We start from the raw sequence: 16,846 nt of genomic DNA on the forward strand, positions 1-16,846 counted from the left end.
ACCGAGCAGGCCGCAGTCGCGCACCGCGTCCGAGGTGGTTGCTGATCCTGGTCGAACCCCACGATCGAAGGAACGGCGACCGTCCGTCGCGGGGTCGCGTGGCGACGGGGTTGGAACACGGGAAGGGTCCGGCGCCCAGTAGACAACGGCGGGAGACTCACGCAGCCGGCGTGAGCACTGTCGGTCCGAAGGGTGCCGGGCCTTTTCCGCGTCCGCAGCCGGGTAGGTTGGCTTCCTTCCCAGGGAGCGGAGGAGCAGTGGACGCAGGACGCGCCGGACGGCGTGTGTCGGGGACCGTTCGGGTCCTCCTCGCCGTGTTCTCCGGCCTGGCCGCGGCCGCCGCGTTCGAGCCGCTCGGCTGGGTGGTGCTCCTGGTCCCCGCGGTCGCCGGGCTCTCGATCGCGGTGCACGGGCTGCGCGGGCGCCGCGCGTTCGGCACCGGGCTGCTCTTCGGGATGGCGTTCATGCTGGCGCTGCTGCCGTGGATCCAGGTCATCGGCGTCGACGCGTGGATCGGGCTGTCGTTCCTCGAGGCGCTCTTCCTCGGGCTGCTCGGCGTGCTCCTCGGCCGCGTGCAGCGGCTGCCCGCCTGGCCGCTGTGGGCGGCGTGCTGCTGGGTGCTCGCCGAGCTGCTCCGCTCGACGGTGCCGTGGGGCGGCTTCCCGTGGGGCCGGCTCGCCTTCGCCACCGTCGACACGCCGCTGGCGGCCGCGATGCCGTGGCTGGGAAGCTCCGGCACCTCCGCGCTGGTGGCGCTGCTCGGCACCACCCTGGCGTGGCTGCTCCTCGAGCGGCGCTGGCGCCGCCCGCGCGCCATGGTCGCCGCGGCCGTGGCGGTGCTGGTCGCCGCGACGCCGGCGCTCGCCGGGGCGGCCTCACCCGGCGCGGACGGCGACGACACCGTGCGGGTGGCCGCGGTCCAGGGCAACGTCCCCGGCAAGGGGATGGACGCCTTCGCCGAGCGGCGGGCGGTGCTCGACAACCACGTGCGCGCCACCCACGAGCTCGCCGCACGCATCGACGCCGGCACGACCGAGCGCCCCGACTTCGTGGTGTGGCCGGAGAACTCCACCGACATCGACCCGTTCGAGGACGCGTCGGTGGCCGAGGACATCCAGGGCGCCGTCGACGCCGTCGGGGTCCCGGTCCTCGTCGGCGCGATGGTCGGCGGCCCCGGACCGATCGACGTCCGCAACCAGGGGATCGTCTGGTCGCCCGGCACCGGGCCGGGGGAGAGCTACTCGAAGACCCACCCGGTGCCCTTCGGTGAGTACATCCCGCACCGCGCCCAGCTCGCCGAGCTCTTCGAGCGGCTCGACCAGATCCCGCGCGACATGGTGCCCGGCACCGAGCCCGGGCTGCTCGACCTCGCCGGCACCCCGGTGGGTGACGTGATCTGCTTCGAGGTCGCGTACGACGGGGTGGTGCACGACGTGGTCGACGGCGGCGCCGAGCTGCTCGTGGTGCAGACGAACAACGCCACCTACATGGACACCGGCCAGATCGAGCAGCAGTTCGCCACCGCCCGGCTCCGCGCCCTCGAGACCAGCCGCTGGGTCGTCGTGGTGGCCACCAACGGCGTCTCCGGGATCATCGCGCCCGACGGCTCGGTCGTGGACCGGGCGCCGGTGAAGGAGACCGCGGTCCTCGAGCGCGTGGTCCCGCTGCGCGACGTCCTCACCCCGGCGATGCGCTTCTCGCGCTGGTGGGAGCTGGGGCTGCTGCTCGTCGCAGCCGGTGCGGTGTCCGCGACGATCGCCCAGGACCGCCGGACCCGCCGCTCGGCCCGGCCCGCGCCGCCCGCCGCCACCGCGGACGCGGCCCCTGCGCCCGCACCCCAGCCCGAACCCCGGCCCGCGCCGGCCGACCCGGCGGCGGCAGGAGGCGGCCGTTGAGCGGGGTCCCGGGCCGGATGGTGATGGTGGTCCCGACCTACAACGAGGCCGCCAACCTCGCCTGGATCGTCGACCGGCTGCTCGCCGCAGCGCCCCAGACCCACGTGCTCGTCGTCGACGACGACTCCCCGGACGGCACCGGCGAGATCGCCGACCGGCTGGCGGCCGACGACCCCCGGGTCTCGGTGGTGCACCGCACGGAGAAGGCCGGGCTGGGGGCGGCGTACCTGCACGGCTTCGCGGTCGCCCTGGAGCGTGGCTACGACGTGGTCGGCGAGATGGACGCCGACGGCTCCCACCAGCCCGAGCAGCTCCACCGGCTCGTCGAGGCGCTCCGCGACGCCGACCTGGTGATCGGCGCCCGGTGGGTCCCCGGTGGGAGCGTGGTCAACTGGAGCCCGTTCCGCAAGGCGCTGTCGGTGGGCGGCAACCTCTACGCCCGGCTGCTCCTCGGGATCCCCGTCCGCGACGTCACCGCCGGGTTCCGGCTCTTCCGGGCCTCGACGCTCCGCACGATCGACCTGGGGGGCGTGCAGTCGGTCGGCTACTGCTTCCAGGCCGACCTCACGCTGCGCACCGTGCGGGCCGGCCTCCGCGTCGTCGAGGTGCCGATCGAGTTCCTCGAGCGCGAGCGCGGCGAGTCGAAGATGACCCGGGCGGTGGCCGCCGAGTCGCTGCGCCGGATCACCGTGTGGGGGTTGAAGGAGCGTCGCGCCCGGCTCGCCGCTCGGGTCGACGCCGTACGCTCGAGGGGGAGTGGGAGGAGTCGGTCACGATGAGACGACGGCTGCCGTGGTGGGTGCTGGCCCTGCTGTTCGTCGGGCTGCCCCTGCTCGAGATCTACCTGATCGTGCAGCTCGGGCAGGCGGTCGGTCCGTGGTGGACGATCTTCGTCCTGCTCGCCGCCGGCGCGCTGGGCTCGTGGTTGATGAAGCGCGAGGGCAGCCGGGCCTGGGCGGCCCTCCGCGAGGCGCTCGAGGCGCACCGGATGCCGGCCAAGGAGCTCGCCGACGGCGCGCTGATCCTGATCGGCGGCACGCTGCTGCTAACCCCGGGGTTCGTCTCCGACGTCGTCGGGCTGTTCTGCATCCTGCCGTTCACCCGGCCGGTCGCGCGGGCGCTGCTGACCGGGCTCGTCACCCGCAAGCTGGTCGCCCGGACCGTCGTGACCGGCCCGCACGGCGCGAGCCCGTTCGGCACCCACCCCGCGGGGTTCGGGGACCCGGGTGCGCGGACAGCACGACGCCCCGGTCACGCGGACGTGATCCGGGGCGAGGTCGTCGACGACGACCGCTGAGCCGTGGGGCCGGGCCCCGCCGTCAGGCGGAGCGGGACTTGCCGCTGCGGTGCAGGTGGGCGGGGCCGATCTCGCCGGAGCGGAGCAGCTCGAGCCGCTCGGCGAGGATCTCCTCGAGCTCCTTCTCCGAGCGCCGCTCGAGGAGCATGTCCCAGTGGGTGCGGGCGGGCTTCTCCGCCTTCGGCTCGGGGCGCTCGCCGTCACGCTTCAGCGCCTCGGCGCCGCAGCGCGGGCACTCCCAGAGCGCCGGCACCTCGGCCTCGGCCGCCATCGGGATGTCGAACTCGTGTCCCTGAGGGCATACGTAAGCAACGCGCTGGCGAGCCGCGAACTCGATCCCACGCTCGTCCTCGAAGCTCTGGCCACCCAGCCGCGCTCCGCGCAGTGTGCGCTCTGCCATGTCGAAACCCTCCGTCGTCCTTCTGTGTGTGGGCCCTCGTGAGGCCGTTCGTCGAGGCGCACGTCGCATCCGCTGCCGTGTAGGTGCACGGCGGCAGCGACGTCCTCCCGAGATTGCACAACGATCGGGAGGGCCCGGTTTGTTCCACCGCCGGCGCCTCGGATCCCAGGGTGCCCGATCCTGGCCGTCCTGACACCTTCGGGTCCCGCGCCAGGACACCGCCCGGGCGGCTTCGGACCGCTCCGGTCCGCCTCAGGCGATCGAGGGCGGGGTGTTCCCGGCCTCCCGGATGCCGCGCTGGGTGTCGACCTTGAGCAGCAGCGCACCGCCGATCACGAAGAACGCGATCAGCGCGAAGATCGACGGCCGGTAGGAGTCGGTGAGCTGGTAGACCAGCCCGAAGACCAGGGTCCCGAACCACGACGTGCCGCGCTCCATCGCGTGGTAGAAGCTGAAGTACTCCGCCTCGTAGCCCCGCGGGATCAGCATGCTGTAGTACGAGCGGGCCAGCGCCTGGGTGCCGCCGAGGACCAGCCCGATCGCCGCGCCGAGCAGCAGGAACGGCACCAGCTGCTGCTCCGGCACGAACAGCGCGACGGTGACGATCGTCATCCAGATCACGATCCCGCCGAGGATCACCGGCTTGGCGGAGAACCTCGCGGCCAGCCGGCCGAACGCCAGGGCGCCGAGCACCGCGACGAACTGCACCAGCAGGTAGGTCGCGAGGACCGTCGACTCCTCGAAGCCGAGCTCCTTCACGCCGTACGTCGAAGCGGAGGCGATCACCGTCTGGATGCCGTCGTTGAAGAAGAGGTAGGCGAGCAGGAACGTCAGCGTGACCGGGTAGCCGCGGACGTGGCGCAGCGTCGTGGCGAGCTGGCCGAAGCTCTGCCGGAGCAGCCCGCCCTCCACCGGCGCCACGTGGACCGGCTCACGGTTGCGCAGCCCGAGGAACGGGATGAAGGTGAACGCCGCCCACCAGATCGCCGCGGAGAGCATGCTCAGCCGCGCCGCGAGCGCGGTGTCGTCCATCACCGACAGCATCACGAAGTTGATCGCGAGCAGCAGCCCCCCGCCGGCGTAGCCCGCGGCCCAGCCGCGCGAGGAGACGCCGTCGCGCTCGTCCTCGGTGGAGATCGCGACCAGGATCGAGTCGTTGATCACCAGCGAGCTGCCGAAGAGCAGGTTGGCGACGAGGAACGTGACGGCGCCGAGCTCCCAGTTGTCGCCGGTGACGAAGAACAGCAGCGCCGCGACCGCCGCCCCCGACCAGGCGAACCCCGCGAGCAGCTGCTTCTTGCGCGGCGTGCGGTCGGCCCACGCGCCGATCAGGGGGAGGAGAACCGCGGAGACGATCGTGGAGAACGAGATGAGGTACGACGGCAGCGAGCCCGGGGCGACCGAGAGCCCCAGCACGCTGATCCGGTCGTCGACCGCCGCCTCCTCGGCGACCTCGATGAGGTACGGCGCGAACAGGACACCGGCGATCGTCGTGGCGAACGCGGAGTTGGCCCAGTCGTAGAAGTACCACGACCGGTGCTCGCGCCGACGGTTGATCGGCCCCAGGTCGGCGACCCCGGTGACGCTCATCGTGCTCCCTCCCACTCGCCCCGCTCGACGAGCACGTCGCGGAGGACGTCGGTCCGGTCGGTGATCAGCCCGTCCACGCCCAGGTCGAGCAGCCGCTCCATCTCAGCACGGTCGTCGACGGTCCAGACGTGGACATGCCGACCGATCGCGTGTGCCCTCGCGACGAACGCCTCGTCGACGACCGGCACGCGTTCGCGGAACCGCACCGGGACCTGGTAGACCAGCCCCGCGTCGCGCACCAGCGGCTGCAGCCGGTGGCCGGCGGGGACGAAGGCGTGCAGGCCGGCGGCGACGATGCCGCAGCTGGTGGCCAGGGGCACCGAGCTGCGCGCGGCGTAGCGGCGGCGGAAGCGGCGGAGCACCCGCTCGACGAAGGAGCCGATGCAGAGCCGCTCCTGCGCCCCGGTGCGGACGACCAGCTCGACCATCGGGTCGACGACCTCGGGTGACTTCAGGTCCACGTTGAATCGGGCGTGCGGGAACTCCTCGAGCAGGTCGACCAGCCGCGGGATCGGCTCCTTGCCGCCCACGAGCGCGCCGGCCACCTCGGCGTACGGCAGGTCGGTGAGGCGGCCGGGCAGCCCGGTGACCCGCTCGAGCTCCTCGTCGTGGAAGGCGACGACCTCTCCGTCCTTGGTCGCGTGCACGTCGGTCTCGAGGTAGCGGTAGCCGAGGCCGACCGCCGTCCGGAAGGCGTGCATGGTGTTCTCCAGCCCGACCACGTCGGGGTGGAGGGCACCGCCCCGGTGGGCCATGGCCACCACCGCCCCCTTCCGGTGCGGTTCGTCGAGGAACGGGAGCCCGGTGCGCGGCGCCGTCGGCGGGTTCGGCCGCCCGCGGCGGGCTGCCCCCCAGCGTGGCGTCGTCACGAGGCGCAGTATTGCCGACCACCGGAGGTAGCGTGGCTGCCATGGACGAGAACGCCGTGAACGAGATGCGGTGCCCCCGGTGTGCCGGTGCGATGGAGCCGCACGCCGTCGGCGACGTGAGGGTGAGCCGGTGCGTCGGCTGCGGCGGTGTCTTCCTCGACCGCAGCGAGCTCGGACTGCTCTCCGAGGCCGAGAACGACTGGCACCGCGGTGCGCACTCGCAGACCGAGCCGGTCCCGCGGATCACCGCCGGGATGACCGCCCCGCCGCCGGCACGCCCCCGCGCGCGCAGCTTCGTGGAGACCCTCTTCGGCTGAGGCCAGGGTTTCGAGGGCTCGACCACCATGGGTGGTCGAGCCCGTCGAAACCACTCAGAGGTCCCGGAATGTCTCGATCGAGGCGCCCAGGTGGTTGAGCCGGCTGGCGAGGTCCTCGTAGCCGCGGTTGATCACGTAGACCGAGCGGAGCACCGAGGTGCCCTTCGAGGCGAGCATCGCGAGCAGGATCACCACGGCCGGACGGAGCGCCGGCGGGCAGACGATCTCGGCGCCGGACCAGCGCGTCGGGCCCTCGATGCTGACCCGGTGCGGGTCGAGCAGCTGCACGCGCGCGCCGAGCCGGTTGAGCTCGGTGAGGTAGATCGCCCGGTTCTCGTAGACCCAGTCGTGGAGCAGCGTCTGCCCCTGGGCGACCGCCGCGATGACCGCGAAGAACGGCAGGTTGTCGATGTTGAGCCCGGGGAAGGGCATCGGATGGATCTTGTCGATGGGGGAGTGCAGGCAGGACACGTGGGTGGTCAGGTCGACCAGCCGGGTCTTGCCGTTCTCGGCGACGTACTCCTCGCTGCGGGTGTACTTGAACCCCATCTCCTCCAGCAGCGCCAGCTCGATCTCGAGGAACTCGATCGGCGCGCGGCGGATGGTGATCTCCGAGCTGGTGACGATGGCCGCCGCGAGCAGCGACATCGCCTCGATGGGGTCCTCCGAGGGCGCGTAGTCGACGTCGACGTCGATGTGCGGGCGGCCGTGCACGGTCAGCGTGGTGGTGCCGACGCCGTCGACGCGGACGCCGAGCCGCTCGAGGTAGAAGCAGAGGTCCTGGACCATGTAGTTCGAGCTGGCGTTGCGGATCACCGTCACGCCGTCGTGCAGGGCGGCCGCCATCAGGGCGTTCTCGGTGACGGTGTCGCCGCGCTCGGTGAGCACGATCGGGCGCGTCGGGTTGATCTTCGGGTCGACGGTCGCGTGGTAGAACCCCTCGGTCGCCTTCAGCTCCAGCCCGAACCGGCGGAGGGCGGTGAGGTGCGGCTCGACCGTGCGGGTGCCGAGGTCGCAGCCGCCGGCGTACGGCAGCTCGAACGCGGTCGCGCGGTGGAGCAGCGGCCCGAGGAACATGATCACCGAGCGGGTGCGGCGGGCCGCCTCCTCGTCGATGCGGGACAGGTCGAGCTCGGCCGGCGGGACGATCTCGAGGTCGCCCTCGCCGTTGAGCCAGCGGGTCTGCACGCCCAGGCTCGCCAGCACCTCGAGGAGCCGGTTGACCTCCTCGATGCGGGCGACCTTGCGCAGCGTCGTCCGGCCGCGGTTGAGGAGCGAGGCGCACAGCAGCGCGACGCCGGCGTTCTTCGAGGACTTGACGTCGATGCTGCCCGAGAGGGTCGTGGGGCCCGTCACCCGCAGGTGCGTCGGGGCGGCGCCCAGCGACACGATGTCGGAGTCCAGCGCCTCGCCGATGCGCGCGACCATGTCCAGCGTGATGTTCTGGTGCCCCCGTTCGATGCGGTTGACGGCGCTCTGGCTCGTGCCGAGAACGTCGGCGAGCTGCTGCTGCGTCCAGCCCCGGTGGGTGCGGGCGTCGCGGATGAGCTTGCCGATCCGGACCAGGTAGTCGTCTCTCACCTGCGCGACGTTATCTCACATATGAGATAGAGCCACCAACGACACGCGGTGGCCTTGCTCACCATACGTCTAGGGTGTGCGGATGCGTGTCACGACGATCCACGGGCCGCGGGACATCCGCCTCGAGGAGCACCCGGCCCCGACCGTCCGCCGTCCCACCGGAGCCGTCGTGCGCGTCGTCGCCGGCTGCATCTGCGGCTCCGACCTGTGGCCGTACCGCGGCGAGGACCCGGTCCGAGAGCCCCGCCGGATCGGTCACGAGGCGGTCGGCGTCGTGGAGGAGGTCGGCAGCGAGGTCACGCGGGTGCGCCCCGGCGACTTCGTCGTCGTCCCGTTCTGCCACTGCGACGGCACCTGCGACCTCTGCCGCAAGGGGATGCCGGCTGCCTGCCGCAACCTCGGGATCACCGAGGGCGGCCAGGGGGAGTACGTCGCGGTGGACCAGGCCGACGGCAGCCTGGTGACCGTGCCAGGTGAGCCCACGCGGGACGACCTCCCCTCGCTGCTCGCCCTCTCCGACGTGCTGCCGACGGGGTGGCACGCGGCGGTCAGCGCGCGCGTGGCCGAGGGCGACACCGTCGTCGTCGTGGGCGACGGGGCCGTCGGGCTCTGCGGTGTCCTCGCGGCCCGCGAGCTCGGCGCCGAGCGCATCGTCGCGATGTCCCGTCACGAGCCCCGCCAGGCGCTCGCGCGGAAGTTCGGCGCCACCGAGGTGGTCGCAGCGCGCGGCGACGAGGCGCAGGAGGCGGTCCTCGAGCTCACCGACGGGGTGGGCGCTGACGCGGTGCTCGAGTGCGTCGGGACCGACCAGTCCGTGCGCACCGCGCTCCGGGCCGTCCGGCCGGGCGGCAACGTCGGCGTCGTCGGCGTCCCGCACGGCGTCGAGCTGCCGGCCCGCGCGCTGTTCGGCCGCAACATCGGCGTCGCCGGCGGGATGGCGCCGGTCCGGACGTACCTCGACCACCTCCTCGGGCTCACGCTCGCCGGTCGCCTCGACGCCGGGCCGGTCTTCGACCTGACGCTGCCCCTGGAGCAGGTGGTCGAGGGCTACCGGGCGATGGACGAGCGGCGGGCCGTCAAGGTCCTCCTCGAGCCGTGAGCCGGCGATGACAGGGCTGCGGCTGGGGCCGCTCGTGCGCCACGTCGACACGACGACGGCGTCGGTGTGGGTGGAGACCGAGACCACGGCGACCGTCACGGTGACCGTGGGGGAGCGGAGCTGGTCCGCGAGGACCTTCGCGGTGCACGGCCACCACTTCGCGCTGGTCGAGTGCACCGGGCTCGAGCCGGGCACCACCACGCCGTACACCGTGGACGTGGACGGGGAGCGCGCCTGGCCGCAGCCGGTCGAGGGGCTCGACCTGCCCGACCCGGTGATCGCGACCCTCAAGCCCGGCAAGCCGCTGCGCCTCGCCTTCGGCTCCTGCCGCACCAGCGTCGGCCACGACGAGGCGGGCAACAAGGAGCACGGCGTCGACGCCCTCCGCGCCTACGCGCTCGCGATGGCCGGGGTGACCGCCGACGCCGACACGCTGCCCTGGCCGGACATGGTGCTGTTCCTCGGCGACCAGGTCTACGCCGACGAGACCACCGACGCGATGCAGGAGTTCATCGCCTCGCGGCGCAGCCTCGACGAGCCGCCCGGCACCGAGCTGAAGGACTTCGAGGAGTACGCCCACCTCTACCTGCTCGCGTGGAGCGACCCGGCCAACCGTTGGCTGCTCTCCACGCTGCCGAGCGCGATGATCTTCGACGACCACGACGTCCGCGACGACTGGAACACCTCCGCACGGTGGCGCGCGCAGATGAACGCCACCGACTGGTGGCACGGCCGCATCGTCGCGGGGCTGGCGTCGTACTGGGTCTACCAGCACCTCGGCAACCTCTCGCCCGACGAGCGGGCCGAGGACGAGCTCTGGCAGCAGGTCGTCGCCCACGAGGGCCCCGACGAGCTCGACCTCACCGAGGTGCTCGACGCCTTCGCCGACCGGGTCGACCGTGAGCCCGCGTCGTACCGGTGGAGCTTCTCCCGCGAGCTCGGCGGTTGCCGGCTCGTCGTGGTCGACTCGCGCGCCGCCCGCGTCCTGGACGAGGACCACCGCTCGATGCTCGACGACCACGAGCTCGCCTGGCTCGACGACCACATGCGCGGCGACTGCGAGCACCTCCTCGTCGGCACCTCGCTGCCGTTCCTCCTGCCCGAGGGGCTGCACCACCTCGAGTCGTTCAGCGAGGCGCTCGCCGGAGGGGCCTGGGGCAGGCGCGGGGCGCGTGTGGGCGAGTGGCTGCGGCAGACCGGGGACCTCGAGCACTGGGGCGCCTTCCAGCACGGCTTCCGCGAGGTGGCACAGATGGCCCTCGAGGTGGCCCGGGGAGAGCGGGGGAGGGCGCCACGGACCGTCACGTTCCTCTCCGGCGACGTCCACCACAGCTACGTGAGCCGCGTCCGCGACGTGGCACCCGGGTCCGCGATCGTGCAGGCGGTCTGCTCGCCGATCCGCAACCCGCTGCCACGCAAGGTGCGGTTCGCGACGGCGGTGCTCTCCTACGGGATCGCGGGGCCGATGGGCGCCATCGCCGCGCGCTCCGCGAAGCTGCCGCCGGCGCCGTTCCGCTGGTCCCGGGTCAGGGGACCGTGGTTCGACAACAACCTCGCGACCCTCGAGGTGGTCCCCGAGGGGCTCGAGATGTGGTGGAAGCGCGGCGTCGTGGCGGGGGACCGCCACGACCGGCCACAGCTCGAGGAGGTCGCCCGCCTCGTCGTCGGCCCGGCCTCCGGTGCCGACCGGGAGGGCACCGAGGGCACCGAGGACGCCGGCCTCACAGCCCGCTGAAGCCGGCCCCCACCGGGCGCGCCGACTCCGCGCGCTCGGTCAGCGCGTCGGTCAGCATCGACACCAGCGCCTCGAGCTGGACGTCGGCCGACGAGCCGACCTCGGCGTCGGAGCCGTCCAGCGCCCGCGCGGCGAGCCCGGCCTTGGAGTCGATGAGCTCGGCGATCTTGGTGTCCATCGTCTGCGCCGCGATGATCCGCCAGGCCGTGACCGGCTGGTCCTGGCCGATGCGGTGGATCCGGTCGATGGCCTGGGTCTGCTCGGCGTCGGTCCAGGAGAGCTCGGCGAGCACGACGTTGGAGGCGACCTGCAGGTTGATGCCGACGCCGGCGGCGGTCAGCGAGCAGACCGCGACGGCGACGTCGGGGTCGCTCACGAACGCGTCGATGTTGGCCTGCCGCACCTTCGTGGTCTGGTCGCCGCGGATGGAGGAGAACCGCATCCCACGCCGGGCGAAGGTCTCCTCGGCCTCGTCCATGACGTCGATGTGCTTGGCGAAGAAGACGACCTTGCCGACGCTGCGGGCCAGCTGGGCGGTGTAGTCCGCGGCGAGCCCGGCCTTGGCCTGGCCGATCCGCCGGATCATCGTGAAGACGTTCTCCTCGCCCTTCTGGGTCGTGGTGTCCTCGAGCTCCCAGCGGACCACCCGGCGCACGAGCTCGTGGTCGATGCCCTCGACGGCCGGGCCGGAGGTGCTGGCCTCGGCGCGCGCCTGGAGGGCGCTGTCGTAGCGCTTGAGCAGCCGGCGGGTGAGCGCCCGCTCGGACTCGCGGATCGAGCGGCCGAGCTCGCCGTCGAGCTCGACGGGGATGTCCGCGATGCGGCGGGCGGGGATGTCCGCGGCCACGTCGATCTTGCGGCGGCGCACGATGCCGAGGTCGATGACGGCCTGGCGGGCCGCCGGGTAGAACCCGGGGTCGGCGGGGGTGAGCCCGGTCTCCTCGAGCGCCTCCATCAGCGCGCCCAGCGGCTTCTTGTCGTCGATCCAGCCGAGGAACTGCCAGATCGCCTTGAAGTCCTCGATGTCGTTGATCAGCGGGGTGCCGGTGAGCGCCATCATCAGCGGCCGCACGGCGCGGGCCCGGATCTTGTCGGCGAGCTGGAGCACCAGCTGGGAGCGCTGGGAGCTCTTGTTCTTGATGTAGTGGGCCTCGTCGACGACCATGCCGCGGAACCCGAAGCGGCCGAGCCATCCGACGTGCCGGTCGAGGATCTCGTAGTTGACCACCACGATGTCGGCGAAGCCGTCGACGTCGTAGCCGTCACCGTGGATCACCGTCGCCGGCCGGCGAGGGGTCCACAGCCCGGCCTCGCGGGCCCAGTTGGTCTTGACGACGTTCGGCACCACGACGAGCAGCGGGTAGGCCTCGGCGCTCTCCGCGGCGAGGAGGGCCTGCGCGGTCTTGCCCAGGCCGGGCTCGTCGGCGAGCAGGAAGGTCCGGTGACCCGCGTGGGTGGCCGCGACCACCTGGGCCTGGTGGCGCATCAGGTCGCGTCCGGTGCGCGTGCGCAGCGACGAGGGGTCGGGGAGCTGCATCGACGCGGCCGCGCCGTCGGCGGCCTGCTCGAAGGAGCGCAGCAGCGGGCCGATGAGCTCCCAGGTGGCCAGCCGGCGCGGTCTCGGCTCACGGGCCTCGGCGAGCCGCGCGGCGTCGAAGTCCGGTGCCTGGAACGGGTTGGCGAGCTGGCGGGCGACGACCGAGCGCGGGACGACCTGGCGCTCGCTGAGGTCGGGGCCCTCGCCCTCGGTCGGGCTCTTCCGCTCGGGGCCGACCTCGACCCCGGCGGTCAGCAGCATGTCGCGCCGCAGCATCCGCGCGGCGTCGCTCACCGGCGTCTCCTCGGCGAGGAGCTGGAACAGCGAGGGGTCCATGGCGGCGGTCTTCGCGAGGATCGTCGCGACGCCGTCGAGCCGCTTCAGCTGCTCGGTGCGGTAGGCCTCGGTGGCCTCCTCGTCGGCCTTGACGCGGGCGCGCTCCTCGCGCACCAGCAACGCGACGACCTGGAACTTCGTGCGGGCAGAGGGGCGAAGGTGGCCGCGCTGGGCCTCGCCCTCCACCTCACGCACCGCTCGCGCGAGCACCGGGATGATGCCCTCGTTGTCGAGCACCCTCGCCTGGCGTCGCGAACGGGACGCGGTGCGTGTGGCGCCGGGTCGGCGCTGGGCTCGTCGAGCCACGGAGATCCTCCTCTGGGCGCCGTGCCCGAGCACGGCGTTACGGCGGCACCTCGTCCCGGCCCTTCCGCACCGCTGCACCGGTGACGGACGGGAACCGCCCCTGCGGACTGCCGGCCGGCGCCTCGGCGCCGGTCGACCGAGCGGGCCTCGCCCGTGTGCTCCCGCGTAGCTGGCGGGAGCGGCCGACCACCGCTCGACGGGGGTGCCGCCCGAGCGGGCAGCACCACGAGATGGATGCTGCCGCCATGCTACCCCCGTCACGACGCGGTGCGTGCCACGACCTCGGGGTGTCGGGGGAGTCATGGCCTTTCGTCCCCGGGTGCGCGCTTGACCTCCGGGGCCGCCGGGCAAGGTGGGGTCATGTCCATCCCCCGCATCCCCCTGCACGACGGCACCTCCGTGCCCCAACTCGGCTTCGGCGTGTTCCAGGTGCCGCCGGAGCACACCGAGGAGACCGTGAGCACGGCCTTCGAGGTCGGCTACCGCCACATCGACACCGCGCAGATGTACCAGAACGAGGCCGGCGTCGGTGCCGCGATCAAGCGCTCCGGCATCGCGCGCGACGAGCTGTACGTCACCACCAAGCTCAACAACAACAACCACCGGCCCGACGACGTCCGGCGCTCGTTCGCCGAGTCGCTGCAGCGGCTGCAGCTCGACCGGGTCGACCTCTTCCTGATCCACTGGCCGCTCCCGACCAGGTACGACGGCGACTTCGTCTCGACCTGGAAGGCGATGGCCGGGCTCGTGGAGGAGGGCGCGCTGACCTCGGTGGGCGTGTCCAACTTCGAGCCGGACCACCTGCAGCGGCTGGTCGACGAGACCGGCGTCGTGCCGGTCGTCAACCAGATCGAGGTGCACCCGTTCTTCGGCAACGAGGCCGCCCGCGCGGCGTCCCTCGAGCACGGCGCGAAGGTCGAGGCCTGGGCGCCCATCGCGAAGGGCAAGGTCGTCGACGACCCGGTCGTGAACGAGGTCGCGCAGGAGGTCGGGCGCACGCCGTCGCAGGTCACCCTGCGCTGGCACGTGCAGCGCGGCGACATCGTGTTCCCCAAGTCGATGCGCCGCGAGCGCATGGAGGAGAACTTCGCGATCTTCGACTTCGAGCTGACCGACGACCAGCTCCACCGGATCTCCTCGCTCGACCGTGGCGCGGAGGGGCGCACCGGACCCGACCCGAAGACGTTCGACTACGTCCCCGACTGACGCGATGGACGTCCGGCCGGCCAGGGCGACGGCGGTGACCGTCGCCCTGGCCGTTCTCGTGCTCCCGGGCTGCACGTCGTCATCGCCGCCGCCCTCATCCTCGCCGTCCTCATCCTCGCCGGCGCAGGAGGACCGTCCGTCAACCACCCCCGGCCCTGCGGAGACCCCGAGCGGTGACGCGGGGGACAGCGGGGCGTCCGGCGTACGGGAGAGGGCGGGGGTGCTGCCCGAGGCGCCGCCGCTGCGGCGCCCGGAGGCGCTCGCCCGCCACCTGCGCACGGCCGTCTCCGTCGTGCGCGACCCGTCGGCCGGCGCCGAGGAGCTGCGGCTAGCCGGCCGGTTCGAGCAGCGCGCCGCCCGCGGTCTCGCGCGTGGCCCCGAGGAGGTCCGCGACGAGGTGCTGGCTCGTCTCGGCGGGGCAGTGCGGTCACGGACGAGGGCACACGTCGAGGCCGCCGGGCTGCTCGACGCGCTGACCGAGCCGCAGCTGCGGCTGCCGCGGTGGCGGATCGTCGAGCCCCCACCGCCCGCCGAGCTGCTGCGCCACTACCGGTACGCCGCCCGCGAGGTCGGGGTGCCGTGGCAGCACCTCGCCGCGATCCACCTGGTCGAGACCCGCATGGGACGGATCCGCGGCGTGAGCAGCGCCGGCGCGCTGGGGCCGATGCAGTTCCTCCCCACCACCTGGGAGCTGTACGGCGAGGGCGGCGACATCCGGGACGTCCGCGACTCGATCCTGGCCGCGGCACGGCTGCTCCGGGCCAACGGGGCTCCCGGCGACATGGCCGGTGCGGTGTGGCACTACAACCCGTCCGACAACTACGTCGGGGCGGTGCTGCGGTACGCCGAGCAGCTCCGCCGGGCGCCGGAGAGCTATCGCGGCTACTGGCACTGGCAGGTGCTCTACGAGCACCGGCGGGGGACGTTCCTCCTCGACCACGGCTACCCACGGACCCGCGCCCGCCTGCTCGGCTGACTGCCGCTACTGCTACGTGCACCGGATGATCACCGACCACGGCTGCGCCACCAGCCTCGGCTGGGCCATCCGCTACCGCGACCTGCGGGCGCCGCGCGCGAAGGCCCTCGAGCAACGGCTCGGCCGGATGGGCGGCTTCTGCACCTGCGGGCTGTTCCTCAACGGGGTCACGCTCGACCGCCGCCTGCGCGTCCCCGGCACGGTGAGCGAGGGCGTGCGGACCGGCTCCACCCAGCGGTGCACCCACTGGGTGCGGCAGCGCCGTTGAGGGGCGCCACCCATCTCGACGCCACGGCATCGGCATCGACCGTTGACCGCGGACGCACGGCGGCAACTGACGACCTCCCGCTCGTTGTGGCACGATCCGACGCGTGAGCAGCAGAGGGGCGACCGAGCAGCGGCTCCGGGACCTCACCTTGCTGCGCCGGGTCCGCGACCGGATCGACCGGGAGTACGCCCAGCCGCTCGACGTCGAGGCGCTCGCCCGAGGGGTCGGGATGTCGGCGGGCCACCTGAGCCGGGAGTTCCGCAAGGCCTACGGCGAGTCGCCGTACTCCTACCTGATGACCCGCCGCATCGAGCGGGCCATGACGCTCCTGCGCCGCGGCGACCTCAGCGTCACCGAGGTGTGCTTCGCCGTCGGCTGCTCCTCGCTCGGCACCTTCAGCACCCGCTTCACCGAGCTGGTCGGAGTGCCGCCGAGCACCTACCGCCGCGACCACGCCGACGCGACCGAGGGGATGGCGCCCTGCGTCGCCAAGAGGGTCACGCGACCGGTCAGGAATCGAGAAGCACGGTCCGCCGGGCCCCACTAGCGTGCTCGTCATGGACACCATCACCATCCACTCGAGCTTCCTGCCCCACACCGACCCCGACGCGTCGCTCGCGTTCTACCGCGACGCGCTCGGCTTCGAGGTCCGCAAGGACGTCGGCTACGGCGGCATGCGGTGGTTGACGATCGGCCCGCCGGACCAGCCCGACACCAACATCGTGCTCTACCCGCCCACCGCCGATCCGGGCATCACCGAGGAGGAGGGCAGGACGATCGCCGAGATGATGGCCAAGGGCACCTTCGCCAGCATCATGCTGGCCGCGAAGGACGTCGACGCCGTCTTCGAGCGCGTCCAGGCCGCCGGCAGCGGCGAGGTCATGCAGGAGCCGACCGACCAGGACTGGGGCACCCGCGACTGCGCCTTCCGCGACCCGGCCGGCAACACCGTCCGCATCCAGCAGCTCCCCTGACCGGCGTGGTGGAGGGACCCCGCGAGAAGGAGAGCCGCAAGGCCGACTCCCTGGCACAGCTGTCCTCCCCGGCGGTCGACGTGTGGGTGGCCACCGCGTCGACCGCCGGGGAGCCCTACCTCGTCCCGTTGTCACTCTGCTGGGCCGACGGGCGGGCGGTGATCGCGATCGACCGCGGCTCGCGCACCGCACGCCACCTGGCCGCCACCGGCCGGGCCAGGCTCGGTGTCGGACCCACGCGCGACGTCGTGATGCTCGACGCCGTCGTCGAGCGCACCGTGGGCGTGGACGAGGACACCGAGCTCGGTGCGGCGTACGCAGCGCAGGCGGACTGGGACCCGCGGGGGAGCGAGGGCTACGTCTTCGTGGTGCTCCGCCCCGAGCGGGTGCAGGCATGGCGCGAGGTCGACGAGATCCCGGGGCGCACCCTGATGCGCGAGGGGCGCTGGCTGGTGTGACC

General features: G+C 72.8%; 17 protein-coding genes. 12 read left to right on the forward strand and 5 right to left on the reverse strand.

Going from position 1 to position 16,846, the window contains the following annotated elements; translation table 11 throughout:
• Positions 1 to 284 precede the first annotated feature (284 nt).
• Genes lnt through FIP57_RS05080 form a run of 3 tightly spaced genes read left to right on the forward strand, consistent with a single transcriptional unit; the run spans position 285 to position 3,192 of the window.
• Positions 285 to 1,895, forward strand: a complete 1,611-nt coding sequence (lnt, locus tag FIP57_RS05070) for an apolipoprotein N-acyltransferase (RefSeq protein ID WP_148572406.1) — start codon at positions 285 to 287, stop codon at positions 1,893 to 1,895.
• Positions 1,892 to 2,674: a polyprenol monophosphomannose synthase gene (locus tag FIP57_RS05075; RefSeq protein ID WP_238993289.1), complete on the forward strand. Its 783-nt coding sequence runs from the start codon at positions 1,892 to 1,894 to the stop codon at positions 2,672 to 2,674. The genes lnt and FIP57_RS05075 overlap by 4 nt, the downstream gene beginning before the upstream one ends.
• Positions 2,671 to 3,192 (forward strand): FxsA family protein, encoded by a 522-nt coding sequence (locus FIP57_RS05080; protein WP_148572407.1) that lies wholly within the window; start codon positions 2,671 to 2,673, stop codon positions 3,190 to 3,192. Before FIP57_RS05075 ends, FIP57_RS05080 begins: the two co-directional genes overlap by 4 nt.
• A gap of 22 nt (positions 3,193 to 3,214) precedes the next feature.
• Here the strand turns inward: FIP57_RS05080 and FIP57_RS05085 are convergent, their stop codons facing one another.
• The 3 genes from FIP57_RS05085 to FIP57_RS05095 form a co-directional block, all read right to left on the reverse strand.
• Positions 3,215 to 3,592 (reverse strand): RNA polymerase-binding protein RbpA, encoded by a 378-nt coding sequence (locus tag FIP57_RS05085; RefSeq protein WP_148572408.1) that lies wholly within the window; start codon positions 3,590 to 3,592, stop codon positions 3,215 to 3,217.
• A gap of 252 nt (positions 3,593 to 3,844) precedes the next feature.
• The gene (locus FIP57_RS05090) at positions 3,845 to 5,182 is read right to left on the reverse strand and encodes an MFS transporter (RefSeq protein WP_148572409.1); all 1,338 of its coding nucleotides are present in this window, start codon (positions 5,180 to 5,182) and stop codon (positions 3,845 to 3,847) included.
• The gene (locus FIP57_RS05095) at positions 5,179 to 6,051 is read right to left on the reverse strand and encodes a glycerophosphodiester phosphodiesterase family protein (protein WP_238993290.1); all 873 of its coding nucleotides are present in this window, start codon (positions 6,049 to 6,051) and stop codon (positions 5,179 to 5,181) included. The genes FIP57_RS05090 and FIP57_RS05095 overlap by 4 nt, the downstream gene beginning before the upstream one ends.
• Before the next feature lie 41 nt (positions 6,052 to 6,092).
• Between FIP57_RS05095 and FIP57_RS05100 the strand changes: the two genes are divergently transcribed.
• Positions 6,093 to 6,368 (forward strand): TFIIB-type zinc ribbon-containing protein, encoded by a 276-nt coding sequence (locus tag FIP57_RS05100; protein ID WP_148572410.1) that lies wholly within the window; start codon positions 6,093 to 6,095, stop codon positions 6,366 to 6,368.
• A gap of 54 nt (positions 6,369 to 6,422) precedes the next feature.
• Here FIP57_RS05100 and FIP57_RS05105 read toward each other — a convergent pair whose 3' ends face one another.
• Positions 6,423 to 7,949, reverse strand: coding sequence for a helix-turn-helix domain-containing protein (locus FIP57_RS05105; RefSeq protein ID WP_148572411.1), 1,527 nt, complete (start codon positions 7,947 to 7,949; stop codon positions 6,423 to 6,425).
• Positions 7,950 to 8,031: 82 nt separating this feature from the next.
• Here FIP57_RS05105 and FIP57_RS05110 point away from each other — a divergent pair, with 82 nt between their 5' ends.
• Positions 8,032 to 9,048 (forward strand): zinc-binding dehydrogenase, encoded by a 1,017-nt coding sequence (locus tag FIP57_RS05110; protein ID WP_148572412.1) that lies wholly within the window; start codon positions 8,032 to 8,034, stop codon positions 9,046 to 9,048.
• A gap of 7 nt (positions 9,049 to 9,055) precedes the next feature.
• Positions 9,056 to 10,783 (forward strand): alkaline phosphatase D family protein, encoded by a 1,728-nt coding sequence (locus FIP57_RS05115; RefSeq protein ID WP_148572413.1) that lies wholly within the window; start codon positions 9,056 to 9,058, stop codon positions 10,781 to 10,783.
• On the opposite strand, the gene FIP57_RS05120 is transcribed toward FIP57_RS05115, so the two are convergent.
• Complete coding sequence (locus FIP57_RS05120; RefSeq protein ID WP_148572414.1) at positions 10,770 to 12,962, reverse strand: DEAD/DEAH box helicase; 2,193 nt, start codon at positions 12,960 to 12,962, stop codon at positions 10,770 to 10,772. The two genes, FIP57_RS05115 and FIP57_RS05120, sit on opposite strands and share 14 nt — an antisense overlap.
• Before the next feature lie 360 nt (positions 12,963 to 13,322).
• On the opposite strand from FIP57_RS05120, the gene FIP57_RS05125 reads away from it, so the two are divergent.
• The 6 genes from FIP57_RS05125 (at position 13,323) to FIP57_RS05150 (ending at position 16,844) form a co-directional block, all read left to right on the forward strand.
• Positions 13,323 to 14,168: an aldo/keto reductase gene (locus FIP57_RS05125; RefSeq protein ID WP_148572415.1), complete on the forward strand. Its 846-nt coding sequence runs from the start codon at positions 13,323 to 13,325 to the stop codon at positions 14,166 to 14,168.
• A 220-nt stretch (positions 14,169 to 14,388) separates the two neighbouring features.
• On the forward strand, positions 14,389 to 15,144 hold the full coding sequence (locus FIP57_RS05130; protein WP_148572416.1) for a lytic transglycosylase domain-containing protein: 756 nt from the start codon (positions 14,389 to 14,391) through the stop codon (positions 15,142 to 15,144).
• Positions 15,145 to 15,160: 16 nt separating this feature from the next.
• Positions 15,161 to 15,412: a DUF2695 domain-containing protein gene (locus tag FIP57_RS05135; RefSeq protein ID WP_275266132.1), complete on the forward strand. Its 252-nt coding sequence runs from the start codon at positions 15,161 to 15,163 to the stop codon at positions 15,410 to 15,412.
• A gap of 103 nt (positions 15,413 to 15,515) precedes the next feature.
• Positions 15,516 to 15,959, forward strand: coding sequence for a helix-turn-helix transcriptional regulator (locus FIP57_RS05140; protein ID WP_148572418.1), 444 nt, complete (start codon positions 15,516 to 15,518; stop codon positions 15,957 to 15,959).
• A 10-nt stretch (positions 15,960 to 15,969) separates the two neighbouring features.
• On the forward strand, positions 15,970 to 16,386 hold the full coding sequence (locus FIP57_RS05145) for a VOC family protein (RefSeq protein ID WP_148572419.1): 417 nt from the start codon (positions 15,970 to 15,972) through the stop codon (positions 16,384 to 16,386).
• 5 nt (positions 16,387 to 16,391) lie between these two features.
• Positions 16,392 to 16,844, forward strand: coding sequence for a pyridoxamine 5'-phosphate oxidase family protein (locus FIP57_RS05150; RefSeq protein ID WP_203231062.1), 453 nt, complete (start codon positions 16,392 to 16,394; stop codon positions 16,842 to 16,844).
• Positions 16,845 to 16,846: the final 2 nt, after the last annotated feature.

The sequence above is a fragment of the Nocardioides caldifontis genome, from assembly GCF_008087345.1.
In the GTDB taxonomy this organism is placed as follows: Bacteria; Actinomycetota; Actinomycetes; order Propionibacteriales; family Nocardioidaceae; genus Marmoricola_A; species Marmoricola_A caldifontis.

What these genes read in the sequence shown, in the direction of transcription:
- FIP57_RS05080 (WP_148572407.1), top strand. Translation starts at nt 2,671, where the DNA reads ATGAGACGACGGCTGCCGTGGTGGGTGCTGGCCCTGCTGTTCGTCGGG.
- FIP57_RS05085 (WP_148572408.1), bottom strand. Translation starts at nt 3,592, where the DNA reads ATGGCAGAGCGCACACTGCGCGGAGCGCGGCTGGGTGGCCAGAGCTTC.
- FIP57_RS05090 (WP_148572409.1), bottom strand. Translation starts at nt 5,182, where the DNA reads ATGAGCGTCACCGGGGTCGCCGACCTGGGGCCGATCAACCGTCGGCGC.
- FIP57_RS05100 (WP_148572410.1), top strand. Translation starts at nt 6,093, where the DNA reads ATGGACGAGAACGCCGTGAACGAGATGCGGTGCCCCCGGTGTGCCGGT.
- FIP57_RS05110 (WP_148572412.1), top strand. Translation starts at nt 8,032, where the DNA reads ATGCGTGTCACGACGATCCACGGGCCGCGGGACATCCGCCTCGAGGAG.
- FIP57_RS05115 (WP_148572413.1), top strand. Translation starts at nt 9,056, where the DNA reads ATGACAGGGCTGCGGCTGGGGCCGCTCGTGCGCCACGTCGACACGACG.
- FIP57_RS05125 (WP_148572415.1), top strand. Translation starts at nt 13,323, where the DNA reads ATGTCCATCCCCCGCATCCCCCTGCACGACGGCACCTCCGTGCCCCAA.
- FIP57_RS05145 (WP_148572419.1), top strand. Translation starts at nt 15,970, where the DNA reads ATGGACACCATCACCATCCACTCGAGCTTCCTGCCCCACACCGACCCC.